This is a genomic window from Pseudomonas sp. MWU12-2037, assembly GCF_023242345.1.
GTDB classification, from domain to species: Bacteria; Pseudomonadota; Gammaproteobacteria; order Pseudomonadales; family Pseudomonadaceae; genus Aquipseudomonas; species Aquipseudomonas gingeri_D.
The window spans coordinates 344,623-362,199 of record NZ_JALLIZ010000007.1; the positions used below are offsets into that span (position 1 = coordinate 344,623).

The window sequence follows — 17,577 nt, forward strand, 5'->3', positions numbered from 1 at the left end:
GACGGTTAAGGCTTGTGCGCCCGCGACAGGAACTCGTGGGACTGCATTTCCAGCAAACGGCTCAAGGTGCGCTGGAACTCGAAGTTCAAGCGCCCGCCGGTGTAGAGATCCTTGAGTTCCACTTCCGCCGAGATGATCAGCTTGACGTTGCGGTCGTAGAATTCGTCGACCATGTTGATGAATCGACGGGCGATATCATCGGTGGTGACGCTCATCTGCTCGACACCGCTGAGCAACACGGCATGGAAGATCTTGCCCAGTTCGATGTAGTCGTTCTGGCTGCGCGGGCCGTCGCACAGTTCGCGGAAGTCGAACCAGGCCACGTCGTCGCAGGTACGGATCGCGCGGATCTCGCGATTCTCGATCATCAGTACGTCGTTCTCGACGGCCTGGGTGCATTCCGGCGTCAGCGCGCGGAAGCTCTTGCGCAGGCTTTCCTGGGCCGCTTCGTTCAGCGGAAAGTGGAACAGCTCGGCCTGCTCCAGGTGCCGCAGGCGATAGTCGACGCCGCTGTCGACGTTGACGATCTCGGTGTTCTGCTTGATCAGGGCGATCGCCGGCAGGAAGCGCGCGCGTTGCAGGCCGTCCTTGTACAAACCGTCCGGCACGATGTTCGAGGTGGCCACCAGGGTCACGCCGTTCCTGAACAGCTCTTCCATCAAGGTGCCGAGAATCATCGCGTCGGTGATATCGGAAACGAAGAACTCGTCGAAACAGATCACCCGGGTCTCGGCGGCAAAGCGCTTGGCGATCAGGGTCAGCGGGTTTTTCTCGCCGGTCAGGGTCTTCATTTCTTCGTGCACCCGCTTCATGAAGCGGTGGAAGTGCGTGCGGGTCTTTTCCTTGAACGGCAGCGCTTCGAAGAAGGTGTCCACCAGGTAGGTCTTGCCGCGACCGACGCCGCCCCAGAAATACAGGCCCTTGACCGGCGCCTGGTCTTTCTTGCCGAACAGTTTGCCGAGCAGGCCCGGCTTGTTCTGCGAGGCCGCGATCAGGTCGTCGTACAGGCGCTGCAAATGGCGCACTGCCGTTTCCTGGGCCGCGTCGTGAAAGAACTCGGGGCGTTTCAGATCAGCTTGATATCGTTCTAGGGGCGTCATAATTTCGTTAGCAAGGTAACAAAAACGGGCCGTCACTTTAGCGACGGCCCGTGGGAATGGCAATCAACCCTTGGTCGGGAAGGCCTCGAATCAATCCTGTGCCGGGGTCAACGCGACCCGCAACGCCTCGATGGCCGCGTCACGCGACACTTCGTCGGCGAACTCGGCGCTGTCGGCCACGCACTCGCCTTCCAGCCAGACGCTGAAACGCCCGGCCTCGCTGCGAATATCCAGGGCCTGGCCGGCTTGCAATTGCTTGGTCACCGCACCGGCGGCCTTGCCATCGGCAAAGTGCCGCGACAGCAGCAGTTGTTCGCCATCGGCGGCCAGCAGGCGGAAACGGAAACTGCCGTCGTCTTCCCGGAAGCTGACAAAACGCGCGGCCTTCGCGGCTTTCTTCTTGCTGCTCGCGGCCACCTGGGTCTGGTTGACGAAGGAGCGCAGGCCCACCGCCTCGCGCAGTTCGCCGAGGAACGGGGTAGCGACGCTGCGGGCTTTCTTCGCCCCGGCCTGGAGAATGTCTTCCAGGTCCGACGGACGGGTGATCAGCTCGTGATAACGCTCGCGGGCCTCGCCCAGATCGTTGTCCAGCAGGGTGAACAGGCGGCTCTTGGCTTCGCCCCAACCGAGGCCGGCCAGCAGCTCGCCACGGAATTCGGCAGCCTGCGCCGAGGTCGAAAACGCCTGGAACAGGGTGAACAGGTGCGAATTGTCCGGGTCCTTGGCTTCGCCCGGCGCGCGGGAGTCGGTGACGATCCGCGAGATCGCCTCCTTCATGTCCTTGGCGCTGCTGAACAACGGGATGGTGTTGTCGTAGCTCTTGGACATTTTCCGGCCATCGAGGCCCGGCAGCGTGGCGACGCTTTCCTCGATCAGTGCTTCGGGCATGACGAAGAATTCCTTGCCCTGGCCGAACAGGTGGTTGAAGCGCTGGCCGATGTCGCGGGCCATTTCCACGTGCTGGATCTGGTCGCGACCGACCGGCACCTGGTGGGCGTTGAACATCAGGATGTCGGCGGCCATCAGCACCGGGTAGCTATACAGGCCCATGGTGATCCCGGCATCCGGGTCTTCGCCGCCTTCGACGTTCTTGTCCACCGAGGCCTTGTAGGCATGGGCGCGGTTGAGCAGGCCCTTGGCGGCGACACAGGTCAGCAGCCAGGTCAGCTCGGGGATTTCCGGGATATCCGACTGGCGATAGAAGGTCACGCGGTCCACATCCAGGCCACCGGCCAGCCAGGTCGCGGCGATTTCCAGGCGCGAGCGCTGGATGCGCAGCGGGTCATCGCACTTAATCAGGGCGTGGTAGTCGGCCAGGAAGTAGAACGAATCGGCGTTGCTGTCGCGGCTGGCGAGGATCGCCGGGCGGATCGCGCCGGCGTAGTTGCCCAGGTGCGGCGTGCCCGTGGTGGTGATACCGGTAAGGATGCGCGTACGTGTGGTCATGGAGGGTCGCTTGTTCAATTCGAGAGGCGCGGCAGGATCAGATCCTTGAGATCGGTCAGCTTGCCGTGGAAAAAGTGTCCGCATTCTGCCACTTTCAGCAGCTCATGGGGACGTTCCAGCGCGGCGGACCAATCATAGACAAGCTGCGGATCGATCACTTCGTCGGTTTCCGGCTGGATCAGGGTCAGCGGACAGTTTTCCGGCAGACGGTCGACCGCCTGCAAACGCATGACCGCCGCCGCCACCAGGAACAGGTGCTGCAAGGTCTGGCCCTGGGCTTCCAGGCGACCGCCGAGGCTCGCCGCGACAAAACCGCCAAAGGAAAAACCGAACAGGGTCAAGGGCAGGTCCGGGTGCCGTTCGAGCAGCCATTGCGCGGCGGCCTGGGCGTCATCGACTTCGCCGTGGCCCATATCGTGGCTGCCGGCACTGGCGCCGACGCCGCGATAGTTGAAGCGCAAGGTGATCAGGCCGGCATCGCGCGCCGTGCGCTGCAGGGTCGAGACGACCTTGTTGAGCATCGTGCCGCCCTGCACCGGATTGGGGTGGCAGATCAGCGCCAGGCCCCGTGGTTCGGGGATATCCAGGTACAAGGCTTCCAGTTGGCCGACAGGGCCATCGATCAATACAGGGGTTTCACGCATCAGCAAGGAAGGAACTCCGTGACCTCTCAAGGGGTCGACTCGTCTAGCTAAAAGTCTGTGCCTGACATGACTGCGACCTTAAGATCGCGGTATACAGCGCAGGTCCGAGCCGTTAACGTAAAGCAAAGCCGTTTATAGAGGAAGGACTCGTGGAACACTCGCTCTTAGTTTGGTTGTTGCCGACTCTTGCCCTGGTTGCCGGTGTCGCCATTGGTTTCCTGGTCGCCCGTCTGGTCCCGAGTGCCGCTCCGAGCAGCACGCAGCGCCAGTTGGACGATATCCAGGAACGTTTCGACAGTTATCAGAACGAAGTGGTCACCCACTTCAACAGCACCGCGAACCTGGTAAAAAAACTCACCCAGAGCTACCAGGAAGTGCAAGACCATCTCGCCGAGGGTGCCAACCGCCTGGCCCTCGACGAACAGACCCGCCAACGCCTGCTCGCCGCCCTGCACGCCGATGCGGTACAGAGCCCTCGGGAACGCCTGACACCACCGCGCAGCCAGGAGCCGCCACGCGACTACGCCCCCAAGGCGCCCAATGCGCCCGGCATGCTGGATGAGCACTACGGCCTGAAAAAATAAGCCGGTTTCCAGCGCTATTAAAAAGCCCGCCCGATCAGTGATCGGGCGGGCTTTTTTACACCTGGGGTTCAGTCAGGCAATCAAGGGTATTGCTGCACCGGCTGACCGTACTGCTGGCCCTGCTGGTATTGCGGCTGACCTTGTTGCTGGTACTGTTGGCCCTGCTGCTGGTACTGCGGCTGGCCTTGTGGCGGATACGGCTGAACTTGAGGTTGGCCCTGAGGCTGGCCGTAGTTCTGGCCGGGAATCGCCTTCAGGTTGACCTCCACCCGACGGTTCTGCGCCCGACCGTTGACATCGGCGTTGCTGGCCACCGGATTATCCGGGCCGGCACCGCGAGCCGAAAGATTGGCCCCGCTGACCCCCTGGGAGGTCAGGTAGTTGGCAACGCTCTGGGCGCGGCGCTGGGACAGGTCCATGTTCAACTGGCGACTGCCGGTGCTGTCGGTGTAGCCGACGATTTCGATCTGATTCTGGCTGAACTCCTTGAGGGAGTTGGCCAGGTTGTTCAGTGGCTGATAGAAGCTGCTGGCGATCGCATCGGAGTTGGTTGCGAAGGTAATGCTGCCGGGCATGATCAACTTGATCTGATCACCCTGGCGCTGCACCTGGACGCCAGTGTTGGCCATACTCTCGCGCAGTTTCTTTTCCTGCTGGTCGGCGTAGTAGCCGTAACCGGCACCCGCCAGGCCAGCCAGGGCACCACCGATCAGCGCTCCCTTGCCATGGTTCTTGTGGTCGATCAGCGCACCGGCCGCGGCCCCGGCGAGCACGCCAATGCTGCCGTACTTGGCGGTGTTGCTCATGCCCCCTGAGCTTTGTTGCTGCTGTGCCTGTCCCTGGCTGTCATACGGGTTTGGGTTTTGCGATGCACAGCCGGACACGAGGGCGACGGCGGTAGCGACGATAATCAAGCGACGCGAGGTGAACATGAATCAGGCTCCTACTCATTTAAGGTGCAACAGTCGATGACAATAGACTCCTGCTGGCCTTGGAACATGACGAATGGTAAAAATTCCATGAAACTTCTCAGCCACGAACAAAAGGATTTTCGCGCATTTCCTCGCCCAGGCAGGTGTCGGGGCCGTGCCCGGTGACCACCGTCGCCTCTTCGTCCAGGGTATACAGGCGCTGCTTGATCGAACGCACGATCGTGGCCTGGTCGCCGCCCCACAGATCCGTGCGCCCAATCCCGCGACGAAACAGCGTGTCACCGGCAATCAACAGTTTGGCGTCGGCAAACCAGAAGCTCATGGAGCCCGGGGTATGCCCCGGCGTATGCAGGGCCACCCCGCAGCCGCAGGCCAATTCCTCATCATCGGCCAGCCACTGGTCCGGTGACGGCACCGGTACGTAAGGCACGCCGAACAGGTTGCATTGCATTTCCAGGTTGTCCCAGAGGAACTGGTCTTCCTTGTGCAGGTGCAGGGTCGCGCCGGTTTTTTCCTTGAGTTGGCCGGAGGCCAGGAAGTGATCCAGATGCGCGTGGGTATGGATGATGCTGACCAGTTTCAGCCCATGGGCTTCGAGCCGGGCGAGGATCAGCTCCGGGTTGCCGCCCGGGTCGACGACAATGGCCTTTTTCGTGATCGGATCGCCGATCAGGGTGCAGTTGCACTGCAAGGGGCCGACGGGGAAGGTTTCGCGAATCAGGCTAGGTTTTGCAGCGTCCATAGGTGTTCACTGTGAAGTTAGTAGGGTTTGATTCAGCCCGGGGTTCATTCCTGCTGCTGGGGACAATACTGTGTCTGGCTTAATTCATCGCTGTTCACGCCGGCACGGCCACTGCCCTTGGGCACGAGCAACACCAACACACCAGCGATAACTTCTAGAATCCCACTCCCGACGATGACACTGCCCGGTTCGAAGCGCGCATAAAGCGCCGCGCCACACGCGCCGGCAATCAGGATCGAGGCCCCCATCGCGGCAAAACGCAGCCTGGCCAGACCGGCGATCTCGCTCTGCCTGAAGGTGGTTTGAATCAGCAGGATAAACGAGATATCGATCACCGGACCGCCAAGGGCCGCCAGGCCGGCGCCGAACATCATGCCGGCCAGGACGTGCTCCGCCGGCAGGTACAGCACCGCCGCGCCAATGATCGCAATGCCCAGGCCATTGAGCACCGAACCGAAGCTGAAACCACCATACAGGCGACGGATCTGCAGGTTGCCGACGACAAAAATGCCGATCAGGTTGCCCGCGCCATAAGCCCCCATGATCAGGCCGTAGACCGCAAAGCCGTGGAAGCCAAAGCCCTGGATATCATACTTGACCACCGCCAGCGCCATGCCGATGGACATCCCCAGGCTCCAGGCAACGTTGCCCAACCCGGCACACACATACACCACCTGCATCCGCCGCCGGCCGACCAGGCTGCGCCAACCGGCGGCAAACGCGGCGCGCCGGCTGATCATTTTGGCCGGTTGACGCGGCAGGGCCTTGCCCAGTTTCATCAGCGCCCAGGCCGAGATCAGGAACGTCAGGCTGTTGAGGGTAAACAGCTGCTCCAGCGGAATCAGCAGGGTGATGGCCGCCGCCAGCATCGGCCCGATCACCCGCGCCACCCGGAGGATCACGTCGAACAGCGCGTTAACCGCCTGCAACTGCCCCGGCGCCGCGACAATCCGAGGGAGGCTGGCGCGCAACGCCGGTTCGAACAGGGAGTTGACGATCATCATCAGCATGACCGGTATCGCCAGGGTCCACAGGCTCATAAAGCCCAACGCCCAGGACAGCATCGGTATCAGGGCAAACCCGGCGCGCACCAGATCGGCGCCGATCATCGTGCGTCGATGGTCCCAGCGCTCGGCCCAGATCCCGCCCAGCAACGCTCCCGCCAATGCGGCCGTGCCGCGCAAGGCACCGAGCCAACTGGCATCGCTGCCCGCGACCTGCACCGCCATCCAGGCAACAGCAATCGCGAACAACTCATCACCGATGGCCGAGAGCGCCAGCCCTCCCCACAGCAAGGCCACCGGTCGCTGCAGTAAAGGTCTAAACAGTTTCATCAAGCATGCGAGTCCAATCCCTCTCCAAACCAGGACCAAGGCTCAAGAGAACGGCCCCGAAGCCACCTCCCTGGGCGAATCCCCTCGATACCCGGTGCCAAACGCCGTCTGCAACTGCTCGACACTGCGCACCAGCAGTTCCTTGAGTTCCGGCAACCATTGCGGGTCCTCCAGCACCCGCAGCACCGCCGCCGCATCACCATACATCAGCTCGCGTTCAAGGGCACTGGCACGCTGCGACAAGGCCCGCGCACCGACAGTGCCGGAACTGCCCTTGATCGCATGCAGCACCGCCGCCACCGCCGGCCCGTCACGGTCCTGCAGGTGTGTCGGAAGCAACGCCAGGTGTTTTTCCAGCTCCGCGCCAAAGGTGTAAAGGACGGTGCAGATCAGTTCGAGATTGCCACCGAAGCGGCTCATGATCGAATCCCGTGGTTCGATCACCGACTCCGTCGAATACTGGCGCACCTCACTCATCATCAACGGCTGAGGCGCCTCGCGCCCGGTCTGGACGCGCAACTTCAGCACCAGTTGTTCAAGGTCGATGGGTTTGCTCACATGATCGTTCATGCCCGCCGCCATACAGGCCTCACGGTCGCTGCTGGAGGCGTTGGCGGTCATCGCCAGGATCGGCAACAGGGCAAAATGCGGGTGGCGACGAATCCGCCGCGTCGCTTCCAGGCCATCGATGTCCGGCATCTGGATATCCATCAGCACCGCATCGAACGGCGTCGACGCCGACATCACCTGGCTGACGCCCTCCAACCCACCTTCCGCCAGGATGACCTGGGCACCTTCGCCCCTCAGCAACTCGTCGGCGACCTGACGGTTGAGGGCGTTGTCTTCCACCACCAGCAAGCGCAAGCCGGCCAGGCGCCGGGGCCTGACCGGCCCGGGCAAGGCCTCGGGTAGCGGCTCGCTGGTGCTGAAGGCACGTTGGACCGCATCGGCCAACTGCCGCGGCGTCACCGGTTTGGTGAGAAACCCCACAAAGGGCGCATCGCCTTCGTGGTGTACATCCGCCAGGACCTCACGCCCGTAGGCGGTAATCATGATCACCATCGGTGGCGGCGCGGCCCGTTCCTGCAAGCTGATCAAGCGGGCGGCGCTGAGGCCGTCCATATCCGGCATGCGCCAGTCCATCAGCACCACATCGTAGGGTTCGCCGCGTAATTGCGCTGCGCGCACGGCCTCGACCGCCGCCGTGCCACCGCTCACCGTGTCGGCGGTCCAACCCAGGGAGCGCACGGTACGCAGCAGCAGCTCACAGGCCATGGAGTTGTCGTCGGCCACCAGCAGGCGCATCGTCGAATCGACACCGGGACAGGACAGCCGCAGGGCCTCCTCGCGGGCCACATCCAGGCTGATATCGAACCAGAACCGGCTACCGACCCCCACCTCGCTCTCGACCAATAACTCACCGCCCATCAGGCCGACCAGGCGCTTGCAGATCACCAGGCCCAGCCCGGTGCCGCCGAAACGGCGGCTGGTCGAAGCTTCCGCCTGGGCGAAACCGTCAAACACCCGCTGCAGTTGTTCGGCACTGATACCGATGCCGGTATCGCACACCTCGACCCGAACCTTCACCGAGCCCGGCAGGCGCTTCAACTGTCGGATACTGACCACCACCTGGCCCTGCTGGGTGAACTTCAGGGCGTTGCCGGCCAGGTTGATCAGCACCTGCTGCAAGCGCAGGCTGTCGCCCACCAGGCTGCCGGGCAGATCGGAGTCCAGGTCGAACATCACCTCGACTTCCTTGCTGCCCTGGTTACCCGCGAGCACCACCGCCAGGTCGCGCATCAGCGGCTCGAGCTCGAAGGGGTGGGGGTCCAGGCGCAGTTTGCCGGCCTCGATCTTGGAGTAGTCGAGGATGTCGTTGAGCAGCCCGAGCAGTGATCTGGCCGCCGTCTGGGCCTTGACCACGTAGTCGCGCTGGCGGGCCTTGAGGTCGGTGTGCTGGACCAACTGCAACATCCCCAGCACCGCGTTCATCGGCGTGCGGATTTCATGGCTCATATTGGCCAGGAAGAACGACTTGGCCGCACTGGCGCTGTCGGCCTGGTTCTTGGCCCGCAGCAGATAGGACTCCAACTCGCGCTGGGCGGTGATATCGCGGTTGATACCGGTGACCCGCAGGGCTTGCCCCTGGGCATCACGCTCGACCTGGGCGCCGGCCTGAATGAAACGTATCCGGCCGTCCGGCGCCTGCACGCGGAAGATCGGGTCATACACGCCCTCCCCGGCGACGGCGGCCGCCAACTGCGCGGCGGCCGCCTCGACGTCCTCGGGGTGAACCCGCTCGTACCAGTGCGCATAGTTCAAGCCGTTATCACGCAGGGTCAGCGGCTGGCTGTAGAACTCGAACATCCGGTCGTTCCATTGCAAGCCATTGTCCGCCAGGGTCCAGGTCCAGATACCCAACTCGGCCACATCGGCGGCCATCAACAATTGATCCCGGATCACCCGGCTCGCTTGCAGACTCAACTCAAGCTGATGCTCGGCGGCCTTGCGCTGGGTGATATCGACGGCGATGCCCAGGTAACCGATCAATTGCCCTTCGTCGTCGCGCAGGGACGTCACCACCAGGCTGACCGGCACATGGGAGCCATCCTTGCGCACATAGGTCCACTCGCGGGTCTCCGAGTGTTCGAACTCCGGCTTGTGGGTAAAGACCCTGAAACCTTCGATGACCTGCCCATACTCAATGCTGAGCTCAGCCCCACGGCGGGTGACTTCCTGTTCGACATGAAGGAGTGCCGGCGTGGTCTTGCCCAGCAACTCTTCGGCGCGATAACCGAGCATATGCTCGGCGCCTTCGTTGAACACACTGATCACATCGTCCAGATCGGTGGCGATGATCGACACCTCGGAGGCCGAACGCAGCACACTGCTGAACAGCAGATTGATCCGCCGCAGCTCCGAGGTGCGTGCCGCCACCTGCTCTTCGAGGCTGGAGTTGAGTTCGAGAATCCGCGCCTCGGCGGCCTTCTGCGCGCTGATGTCGCGAAGAATCTTGGAAACACCGACCACCCGACCGTGTTCGTCGCAGATGGGGGAAACATTGACCGACACATGGATATTGCAACCGTCCTTGCGCCGCCGCAGGGTATCGAAGTTGGTAATCGTCTCGCCGAGTGCGATACGCGCCAGGATATCGACCTCTTCCGGAGCCAGCTCGGGCGGTACGATCAGCTTCACCAGCGGCAGGCCCACCGCCTCCTGCGCGGTATAACCCAACAGCTTCTGCGCCCCCTTGTTCCAACTGGTCACCACACCTTGCAGAGTCTTTCCGATGATCGCGTCCGCCGAGCCCTCGACGATCGAGGCCAGCCGCGCCTGCTCGGCGATCACCTGCAGACGACGCTGGGAGCTGATCCCGGCAATGGCCGCGAGCGCGGCCAGCAGCAAGGTCGCCAGGACACCGAGGAAAAACACCACCGTTGGCGACACCAGGTGCAGGCGCTGGGCGAACAGCGGCAACGCCTCCAACTGGACCTGCCAGCGCCGACCGAAGATGTCGCGCTCCAGGGTTTGGGTCATCAACCCCACCGGCTGTGCCCCCGCCGCATAGCTCGTCTGGTAGAACTGCTCCTCCTTCCCCGGCACGGTAATGTCCGTGAGCCGCAGGTTCACGGCCTCGCTTTCCGGTAACAAACCGCCCAGCACACTCTCGATCAGCAAAGGTGCGTAGCCCCAGCCCACCACCGCCGCCTCGCGCTCCGCCTCGGTGGGCGGGACGATACCGTCCTTGTAGATCGGCAACAGGATCAGGAACGACTGTTCCGGGCTGCCCAACGCCTGTACCAGCGTGATCGGCGATGTGATGCGCGCGCTTGCGCTACGTGCAGCCCCCCGGGCTGCCTCGGCCCGGTCGGCCTCCGAGGCGATGTCCAGGCCGAAGGCCGCCGACTGGTCGGCGTTAGGCTCCAGGTACTGGATCACATAGAGGTCGCCGTCATGAGGCGCAAACTGGCGAATAGTGAAGTCCGGTGCACCATCGGCCCGGGCCCGGCGCACAAACGCATCCAGTTCCTGAACCGGTACCCGGCGGATAAAGCCGAACCCGCGGGCCCCGGGAAACTCCTTGGGCACGTCACGCATCTGGCTATAGCGGTGGAAAATCTCCCGCGTCATGCCATCCACGCCGGCGGTGATCATCGCGCCACGGGTACCGCGCAAGCCGTACTGGTAAAGCTGCAGCCGGGTCAACACCGACTGCACCGCACTTTCGGCCTCGGCGTCGAGGGCTTCGCGGGTACGTTGCTCATTGCTATTGTGCAGGATCAGGCATCCCACGACCGTCGCCACCAGCCCAAGGGCCAGGATCATCGCGACACGCCCATTCAGGGCAGACAGGCTAGCTCGTTTCAACACTGGGGCTCCCTTGAGCAGTGCGGCGATCCCGAGGGTCGGGATATCGATCGGCGGCAACTGGCCCCACGGCCCTCATGCCGTTCGTGGCCATGAAGACAGGAAGGCGCATATCTGGGTAAACGGAATTGGTCGGCAATACAGATAGCCCTGCATGATCCGGCAACCCCGTTCCAGCAGGAGGGCGGCCTGTTGCGGGGTCTCCACGCCTTCGGCCACCAGTTCAAGGCCCAGTGCCTGCCCCAACTTGATGATCGCCTCGACAATGGCCAGGTCGCTCTTGTCGGTAAGCATGTCGCGTACAAAGCTCTGGTCGATCTTCAACACATCGATGGGAAACCGCTTGAGATAGGCCAGGCTCGAATACCCCGTGCCGAAATCGTCGATGGCCACGTGCACGCCCAATTCCTTGAGCGCCACCAGGGTTTCGCGGGCGTTGTCGATGTCCCGGGCCAGGACCCCTTCGGTGATTTCCAGCTCCAGCCAGCGCGGCTCCAGGCCCGAGTCGAGGAGGATGCCCTTGACCATGCCGAGGAACGACTCTTCGCGAAACTGCACGGCGCTGATGTTCACACTGACGCAGACCGGATAGCCCAGCTCATGGAGTTTGCAGGTGTCCTTGCAGGCCTGGAGCAGCACGTATTTGCCGATGGGGATGATCAGCCCGGTTTCTTCGGCCAGCGGAATGAAGTCCGCTGGCGAGACCAGGTTGCCGTCGCCGTTGCGCCAGCGGATCAGTGCCTCCATGCCGACCACGCACTGGTCCTGGGCATCGACCTTGGCCTGGTAGAACACCTCGAACACCCCCTCCTCGATGGCCGCGCGCATATGCCGTTCAAGCAAGTGGCGGGCACGCATGCCGCTTTCGATACCGGGAGAAAAAAACAGGTAGCGGTTACGCCCCGCCAGCTTGGCCTGATACATCGCGGCGTCGGCATGTCGGTAGAGCGATTCGAGATCATCGCTGTCTTCCGGGAACACCCCGATGCCGATACTGGCGCTCAGGTCGTAGCGCGTGCCCTGCAATGAAAACGGGCTGGAAATGGCCGCCAGCACCTGCTCGGCGAAATCGCCCACCGCCTCGAAACCGTCCACCTCCGAGAGCAGGATGATGAACTCGTCGCCGCCTTGGCGACTGAGGGTATCCATGCCGCGCAGGAGCATCGACAGGCGCGTCGCCACATATTTGAGCATCTGGTCGCCAACCGAATGGCCCATGGAGTCGTTGATAGCCTTGAAATTGTCCAGGTCCAGCAACAACATCGCCAGCCGCCCGTGATCGCGCCGGGCCATTTTCAGCGCCTGCTCGGCACGATCCTGCAACAGCATGCGATTGGGCAAGCCGGTAAGGGCGTCATGGTTGGCCAGGCGCTTGGCTTCGTTGCGCAGGGTGATATGAGCGTTGATATGCGCCCTGGCCACCGGGATATTCAGGGGTTTCTGGATAAAATCGATACCGCCGTAGCCCAAGGCCTGGAGCTCGTAATCGGCCTGGGCATGGGAGGTAACGAAAATCACCGCGGCGTCGGACAGCTTGGGATCGGCCTTCAGCGCCTTGCAGACCTCAAAGCCGTTCATGCCGGGCATCTCGATATCCAGCAGGACCACATCGGGACGGCATTGGCGTGCCACTCGCAGCGCTTCCTCGCCACTGGTGGCGACATGCACCTGGGCCAGGTCCCGCACCGACTCGCGGAGAATCATCGCTTCGGTCGCCTGGTCGTCAACGATCAGGACAACCGGAGAGGGACTAAATGTGGACTCGCGCATTCCTTGCTCCCAGGCAATTCCTTTGTAATTCATGACCAAAGAGCGCTGACGTGGCGCCGTTCCTCCCCCCTCGTCAGCCTTCAGTCGTTCAAGGCGTTGAAAGTGAGTGCTGACGTCTATTGGTTATAGCTGACGCAAGGCACATAGCCACCCCGTCGAAGCTTCTTCGACGGCTCGCGGGGCGAACGGTAGGCCGAAGCGCTCAGCGCGATTCGCCCAGCAACCCCAGCTCCTGCGCCCGCGCCACGGCCTGGGTCCGCCGCTCGACCCCCAACTTGCTGTTGATATGGCTGGCATGGGTTTTCACTGTGTGCAGGGAAATGAACAACTGGTCGCTGATCTCCTGGTTCGAACAACCCTGGGCGATCAAGTGCAGGACCGCCAGCTCACGGGTACTCAGACTCTCGACCGGCTGCGCCAGTTCCCCCGCTTCACGCACCGTCGGGGCCGGCAGCAGCGCCAGCAGGCTTTGTCGCAGCGGCGTGTCGGGGCCGTGTAACAGTTGCTCGCGCATCCACTCCGGATGCGCCTTCACCAGGGCCTGGAACGGCAACAGCGCGCCGCCCGTGGTGGCCTCCACCGCGCGGGCGAACAGCGGCCGGGCTTCGGCCTCCCGCGCCGTCGCCAGCAACACCAGCACCCACTGGTTCCAGGCCATCACGCTGAGCAATTGGCCGCCGCTGGCCTGGCCCTGCTCCACCAGCTTAGCCAACCGCTGCCGCGCGGCCGCCGGTTTGTCGCGCAAGGCTTCAAGCAACGCCTGCTGCAACTGGATATGCAGGGGCAGTTGCAGATGGAACTCCGGTGCCGCCGCCGGTTGATCGCCGTTATAGGTCTGTTCCAGACGCCCCAGCCAGACTTCGGCCAGGTCGATACGGCCCTGGGCCAGCCACAGTTGGCATTTCATCAGGGTGATCATTGCCAGGTAGTAGATCGGCGGCACGTCCCAGATATGCATCAAGCGCTCGGCCTCGGCCAGTTCGGCAAAGGCCTTGGCGAACTCGCCATTGCGCCCGTCCTGGCTGGCAATCACGCAATGCCCGACTAATACGCTGATATCCCGGCAGGCCCGCGCCTCGTGAAGGCCGGCAAGCAGGCGAATGCGCCCGGCTTCGGGTTGCAGGCGCAGGGTCAGCAGATACCCCTCGTACAGCGTCAACCGGGCACGGGCGGCGTACAACCGCTGGGCGGATAACCCCTCCAGGCGCCGCAAGCCCTGGCGGACCTCATCCAGCGCGCGCAGCACCTCGCCACGGGCCTGGAGTACCCGCGCCCGGTCGTAATGGGCCAAGGCCTCGAACAAGGGGTTACCGACCCGCTGGGCCAGCTCCAGGGACTCACGATTCAGGCCACGGGCGCGCCACAGGTCGCCATCGGCAATCGCCAGGTTGGACAGGGTCGACAGGCACACCAGGCGCTGGCCGTAACGTTTATGCGGCAGGCTGAGCAAGGCTTCGCCGCAATAGGCCTGGGTCTTTTGACGATCGCCCCGACCACGGGCGATGATCCCGCTCAGGGCCAGCCATTGCGCAAGCATGGACTTCTGCGCCGTGGCCGAAGGTGCGGGCAGGAAGCGGCTCAGATGGCTGGCCAGCTCTTCGGCCGCGTCCAGCTGGCAGGCCAGGCCCAAGGCCCAGGCGTAGAGCACGATCAAACGTGGCGTGCTGACCAGCAGGCGGTCGGGCAAATCGGTTTTCCAGCGCAGCAGCATGCCGACGTTCTGCTCGGCCAGCAGTTGTTCTTCCGAGAGGTTCTGCACCAGGTTGGCCGCCACATCCAGATGCCCGGCGCGCAGTGCCTGTTCCACTGCTTCATCGAAAAGGCCCTGGGTGCTGAACCAGCGGCAGGCCCGCAGGTGCAGGCTGGCGGCGGGGACCAGGGCATTGCTCGGCGGGCGGCTGCGCAGCAGGTCGGAAAACAGGTGGTGATAACGGAACCAATGGCCGTGTTCGTCCAGCGGTACCAGGAACACCTGGTGTGATTGCAGATAGCTGAGGATCTGCGCACTGTCGTGGGATTCGCGAATCCCGTCGCACAGTTCGCTGCAAAAGCGCTCCTGGGGCGCGGTGTCGTAGAGAAAGGCCTGGACCTCGGGCGGCAGGCAATCGATCACCTCCTCCAGCAGGTAGTCGCGAATCAGCCCGGTCCCCCCTTGCAGGACCTGGGGCAACGCCATGTCGCTGCTGGCCTGGGCGGCAGCCAGCAGCCAGAAGCGCAGGCCGGCCACCCAGCCCTCGCTGCGTTCGATCAGGTTGTTCAGCGCTTCGCCACGCAAGGAACTGCTGTGGCGCTCGAACAGGTCCAGGGATTCGTCGTGGGTCAGGCGCAGGTCCTGCTCGTTCAATTCCAGCAGTTGCCGCGACAACCGCAGGCGCGCCAGGTGCCACTCCGGCCGCTGTCGACTGGTGACCAGCACCAGCAGACCGGCGGGCAGGTGATTGAGAAAGAACTGCAGGCAACGATCCAGCACCGGGCCCTGGGCCAGATGGTAGTCGTCGAGCACCAGCAACAGCGGCGCGGTGCTGGAGAGATGCAATGCCAGCTCTTCGAGCAGGCCGTCCAGCCATTCCTCGAAGGCGAAGGGTTGATGGCGCTGGCGCATTTTCAACAGGCCCAGCGCCTGGCTGCCGACGCCTGGGAAGTAATGTTGCAGGCCATCGAGCAGGCGCTCAAGGAAACGCCCCGGATCGTTGTCCCGCGGGTTGAGCCCCAGCCACAGGCTTTGCCAATGCCCGGGCAGACCCTGGCAGAACTCCACCGCCAGCGAACTCTTGCCGAAGCCGGCCGGGGCACTGATCAGCAGCAGGCGGCCGTGTAACCCGGCGCCGAGGCGTTCGCACAGGCGCGGCCGCAATACATAGCCGTCCGGCAGTGGCGGACGGTAGAAGCGTCCTTCCAGGGCAGGTATGGCCGGGCCCACGGGACCTTGCACACGGGACAGATCAGTCATGGCCGGCTCTTGTTGAAGGGCTGTTATCGGCAGGCAGATGTCCGCAGACTAGCGGTAAAAAGCGCCGTAATGAAGGCTTATTGTCGTAATTTTGTCGAAAAGCATCGAATCTGAAATATTTAGCCACACATATCCCGCGAGCAAAAAAACGCCCCGAATCAGCCGGGGCGTTTCAACGCAGGATGCGGCCTGCGCTTGTAACGGTTGCCTGTGAGAGCGATGCCTATTTGAGAGCCGAACTTGTTTAGGGGCAGAGCTTTTGTGGGAGCGGTGCTTGCCCGCGAAGCTTTTAGCAACTTTAAGGGCCCCTTCGCGGGCAAGCACCGCTCCCACAGTTTCAGCGAACGCCGTCCTGGCGCAGGGCGGCCGGGGTGAAGTCGCTGGTGGTGGCGGTGAAGCCGAAGTCATACGCCTGCTTCTCTTCGTTCTTCATGCCCAGCGCCAGGTAGCGGCCGGACTGCAGGTCGTAGAGGGTTTCCAGGGCGTACCAAGGCACCTGCTTGTCGTAGTAGTTCTCGGCATGGGCTTCGGCGACACGCCAGAGCTGACCGCGACCGTCGTAGTGGTCGATCACCGCCGCCTGCCAGGTGTCTTCGTCGATATAGAAGTCACGCTTGGCATAGATGTGCCGCTGGCCTTCCTTCAAGGTCGCGACCACGTGCCAGACGCGGCGCAGCTCGTAGCGCGCCAGGTCCTGGTTGATATGCCCGGCCTTGATGATGTCGGCGTACTTCAGTTGCGGCGAATCGAGCTTGTAGCTGTCGGAGGCGATGTACATCTCCTTCTTGCCTTCGAGCTTCCAGTCGTAGCGGTCCGGCGCGCCGTTGTACATGTCCAGGTTGTCGGAGGTGCGCAGGCCGTCGGCGGCAGTACCCGGACCGTCATAGGAGACTTGCGGGGCCCGGCGCACACGGCGCTGGCCGGCGTTGTAGACCCAGGCCGAACGCGGTTCCTTGACCTGGTCGAGGGTTTCGTGGACCAGCAGCACGCCACCGGCCAGACGCGCCGGCGCGGTCACTTTCTGCTTGAAGTAGAAGAGAATATTGCCCGGGTTGGCCGGATCGTAGTCCTTCATCTTGTCGCGGAAGACGAACTGGTCCTGGAAATACACCAGGCTGTACGAACCGTTGGCCTGGGGCGTGGCCTGGGTCACCAGGCGGGTCACGCTGCCGCCGCGATAGCGGGTGATATGGTTCCAGATCACTTCCACACCGCTTTTCGGGATAGGGAACGGCACCGCGGTCTTGAAGTTTTCCAGGCCGTTGCCGCCGCTGACCAGGTTGGTCCTGGTGGCGTTTTCCTTGATCGCGGCAAACACATCATCCGGTACGGTGGCGCCGCGATGGGACGGGTAGACCGGCATCTTGAAGGTCTCCGGGTAACGCTTGAACATCGCGTATTGCCCCGGGGCCAGCTTGTCCTTGTACTGCTCGACGTTCTGCGCGGTGATGATGAACAGCGGTTTTTCATTGGCGTACGGGTCGGAGAGGAAACCCTTGCTGTCGACCGTGCCGATGGTCTTGGCCATCGGCGTCCAGGCCGGGATGGTGCCGGCTGCGTTGCCGGCCTTTTCCGCGCCCATCGGGGTCAGGCTCGCGCCCAGTTTCGCCGCCTCGTCGGCGGACACCGCCGCCATTACGCCGGTGGCCAGCAACGACAATCCCAACACACCGACCTGAAGCAGATTCTTGGTGATTTTCATCT

General features: G+C 63.1%; 11 protein-coding genes. 1 reads left to right on the forward strand and 10 read right to left on the reverse strand.

The genetic code is table 11. The features are described 5' to 3' along the window. Positions 1–5 precede the first annotated feature (5 nt). The 3 genes from zapE to M5B42_RS15990 all read right to left on the reverse strand — a co-directional run bounded on the left by zapE (position 6) and on the right by M5B42_RS15990 (position 3,190). Positions 6–1,100: a cell division protein ZapE gene (zapE, locus tag M5B42_RS15980; RefSeq protein ID WP_103494505.1), complete on the reverse strand. Its 1,095-nt coding sequence runs from the start codon at positions 1,098–1,100 to the stop codon at positions 6–8. Positions 1,101–1,190: 90 nt separating this feature from the next. Further along, positions 1,191–2,546: a tryptophan--tRNA ligase gene (locus M5B42_RS15985; protein ID WP_248746379.1), complete on the reverse strand. Its 1,356-nt coding sequence runs from the start codon at positions 2,544–2,546 to the stop codon at positions 1,191–1,193. Between the two features lie 14 nt (positions 2,547–2,560). Further along, positions 2,561–3,190 carry an alpha/beta fold hydrolase gene (locus M5B42_RS15990; RefSeq protein WP_152741237.1) on the reverse strand — a complete coding sequence of 210 codons (630 nt, stop codon included), beginning with the start codon at positions 3,188–3,190 and terminating at the stop codon, positions 2,561–2,563. 149 nt (positions 3,191–3,339) lie between these two features. Here M5B42_RS15990 and M5B42_RS15995 point away from each other — a divergent pair, with 149 nt between their 5' ends. Beyond that, positions 3,340–3,774, forward strand: a complete 435-nt coding sequence (locus M5B42_RS15995; protein WP_103494503.1) for a DUF1043 family protein — start codon at positions 3,340–3,342, stop codon at positions 3,772–3,774. 80 nt (positions 3,775–3,854) lie between these two features. On the opposite strand, the gene M5B42_RS16000 is transcribed toward M5B42_RS15995, so the two are convergent. From M5B42_RS16000 to M5B42_RS16030, 7 genes are all read right to left on the reverse strand, one after another. Next, positions 3,855–4,706, reverse strand: coding sequence for an OmpA family protein (locus M5B42_RS16000; RefSeq protein WP_248746380.1), 852 nt, complete (start codon positions 4,704–4,706; stop codon positions 3,855–3,857). Between the two features lie 97 nt (positions 4,707–4,803). Beyond that, positions 4,804–5,448, reverse strand: a complete 645-nt coding sequence (locus tag M5B42_RS16005; protein ID WP_248746381.1) for an MBL fold metallo-hydrolase — start codon at positions 5,446–5,448, stop codon at positions 4,804–4,806. A 44-nt stretch (positions 5,449–5,492) separates the two neighbouring features. After that, a complete protein-coding gene (locus M5B42_RS16010) occupies positions 5,493–6,782 on the reverse strand; it encodes an MFS transporter (protein ID WP_248746382.1) in 1,290 nt (429 codons plus the stop codon). Positions 6,783–6,824: 42 nt separating this feature from the next. Next, on the reverse strand, positions 6,825–11,111 hold the full coding sequence (locus M5B42_RS16015; protein WP_248746411.1) for a hybrid sensor histidine kinase/response regulator: 4,287 nt from the start codon (positions 11,109–11,111) through the stop codon (positions 6,825–6,827). Positions 11,112–11,228: 117 nt separating this feature from the next. Then, positions 11,229–12,923 (reverse strand): EAL domain-containing protein, encoded by a 1,695-nt coding sequence (locus M5B42_RS16020; protein WP_152741190.1) that lies wholly within the window; start codon positions 12,921–12,923, stop codon positions 11,229–11,231. Between the two features lie 202 nt (positions 12,924–13,125). Then, positions 13,126–15,873, reverse strand: coding sequence for a LuxR C-terminal-related transcriptional regulator (locus tag M5B42_RS16025; RefSeq protein ID WP_248746383.1), 2,748 nt, complete (start codon positions 15,871–15,873; stop codon positions 13,126–13,128). 337 nt (positions 15,874–16,210) lie between these two features. Then, positions 16,211–17,575, reverse strand: a complete 1,365-nt coding sequence (locus M5B42_RS16030) for a DUF1329 domain-containing protein (RefSeq protein ID WP_152741192.1) — start codon at positions 17,573–17,575, stop codon at positions 16,211–16,213. Between the last annotated feature and the right edge of the window lie 2 nt (positions 17,576–17,577).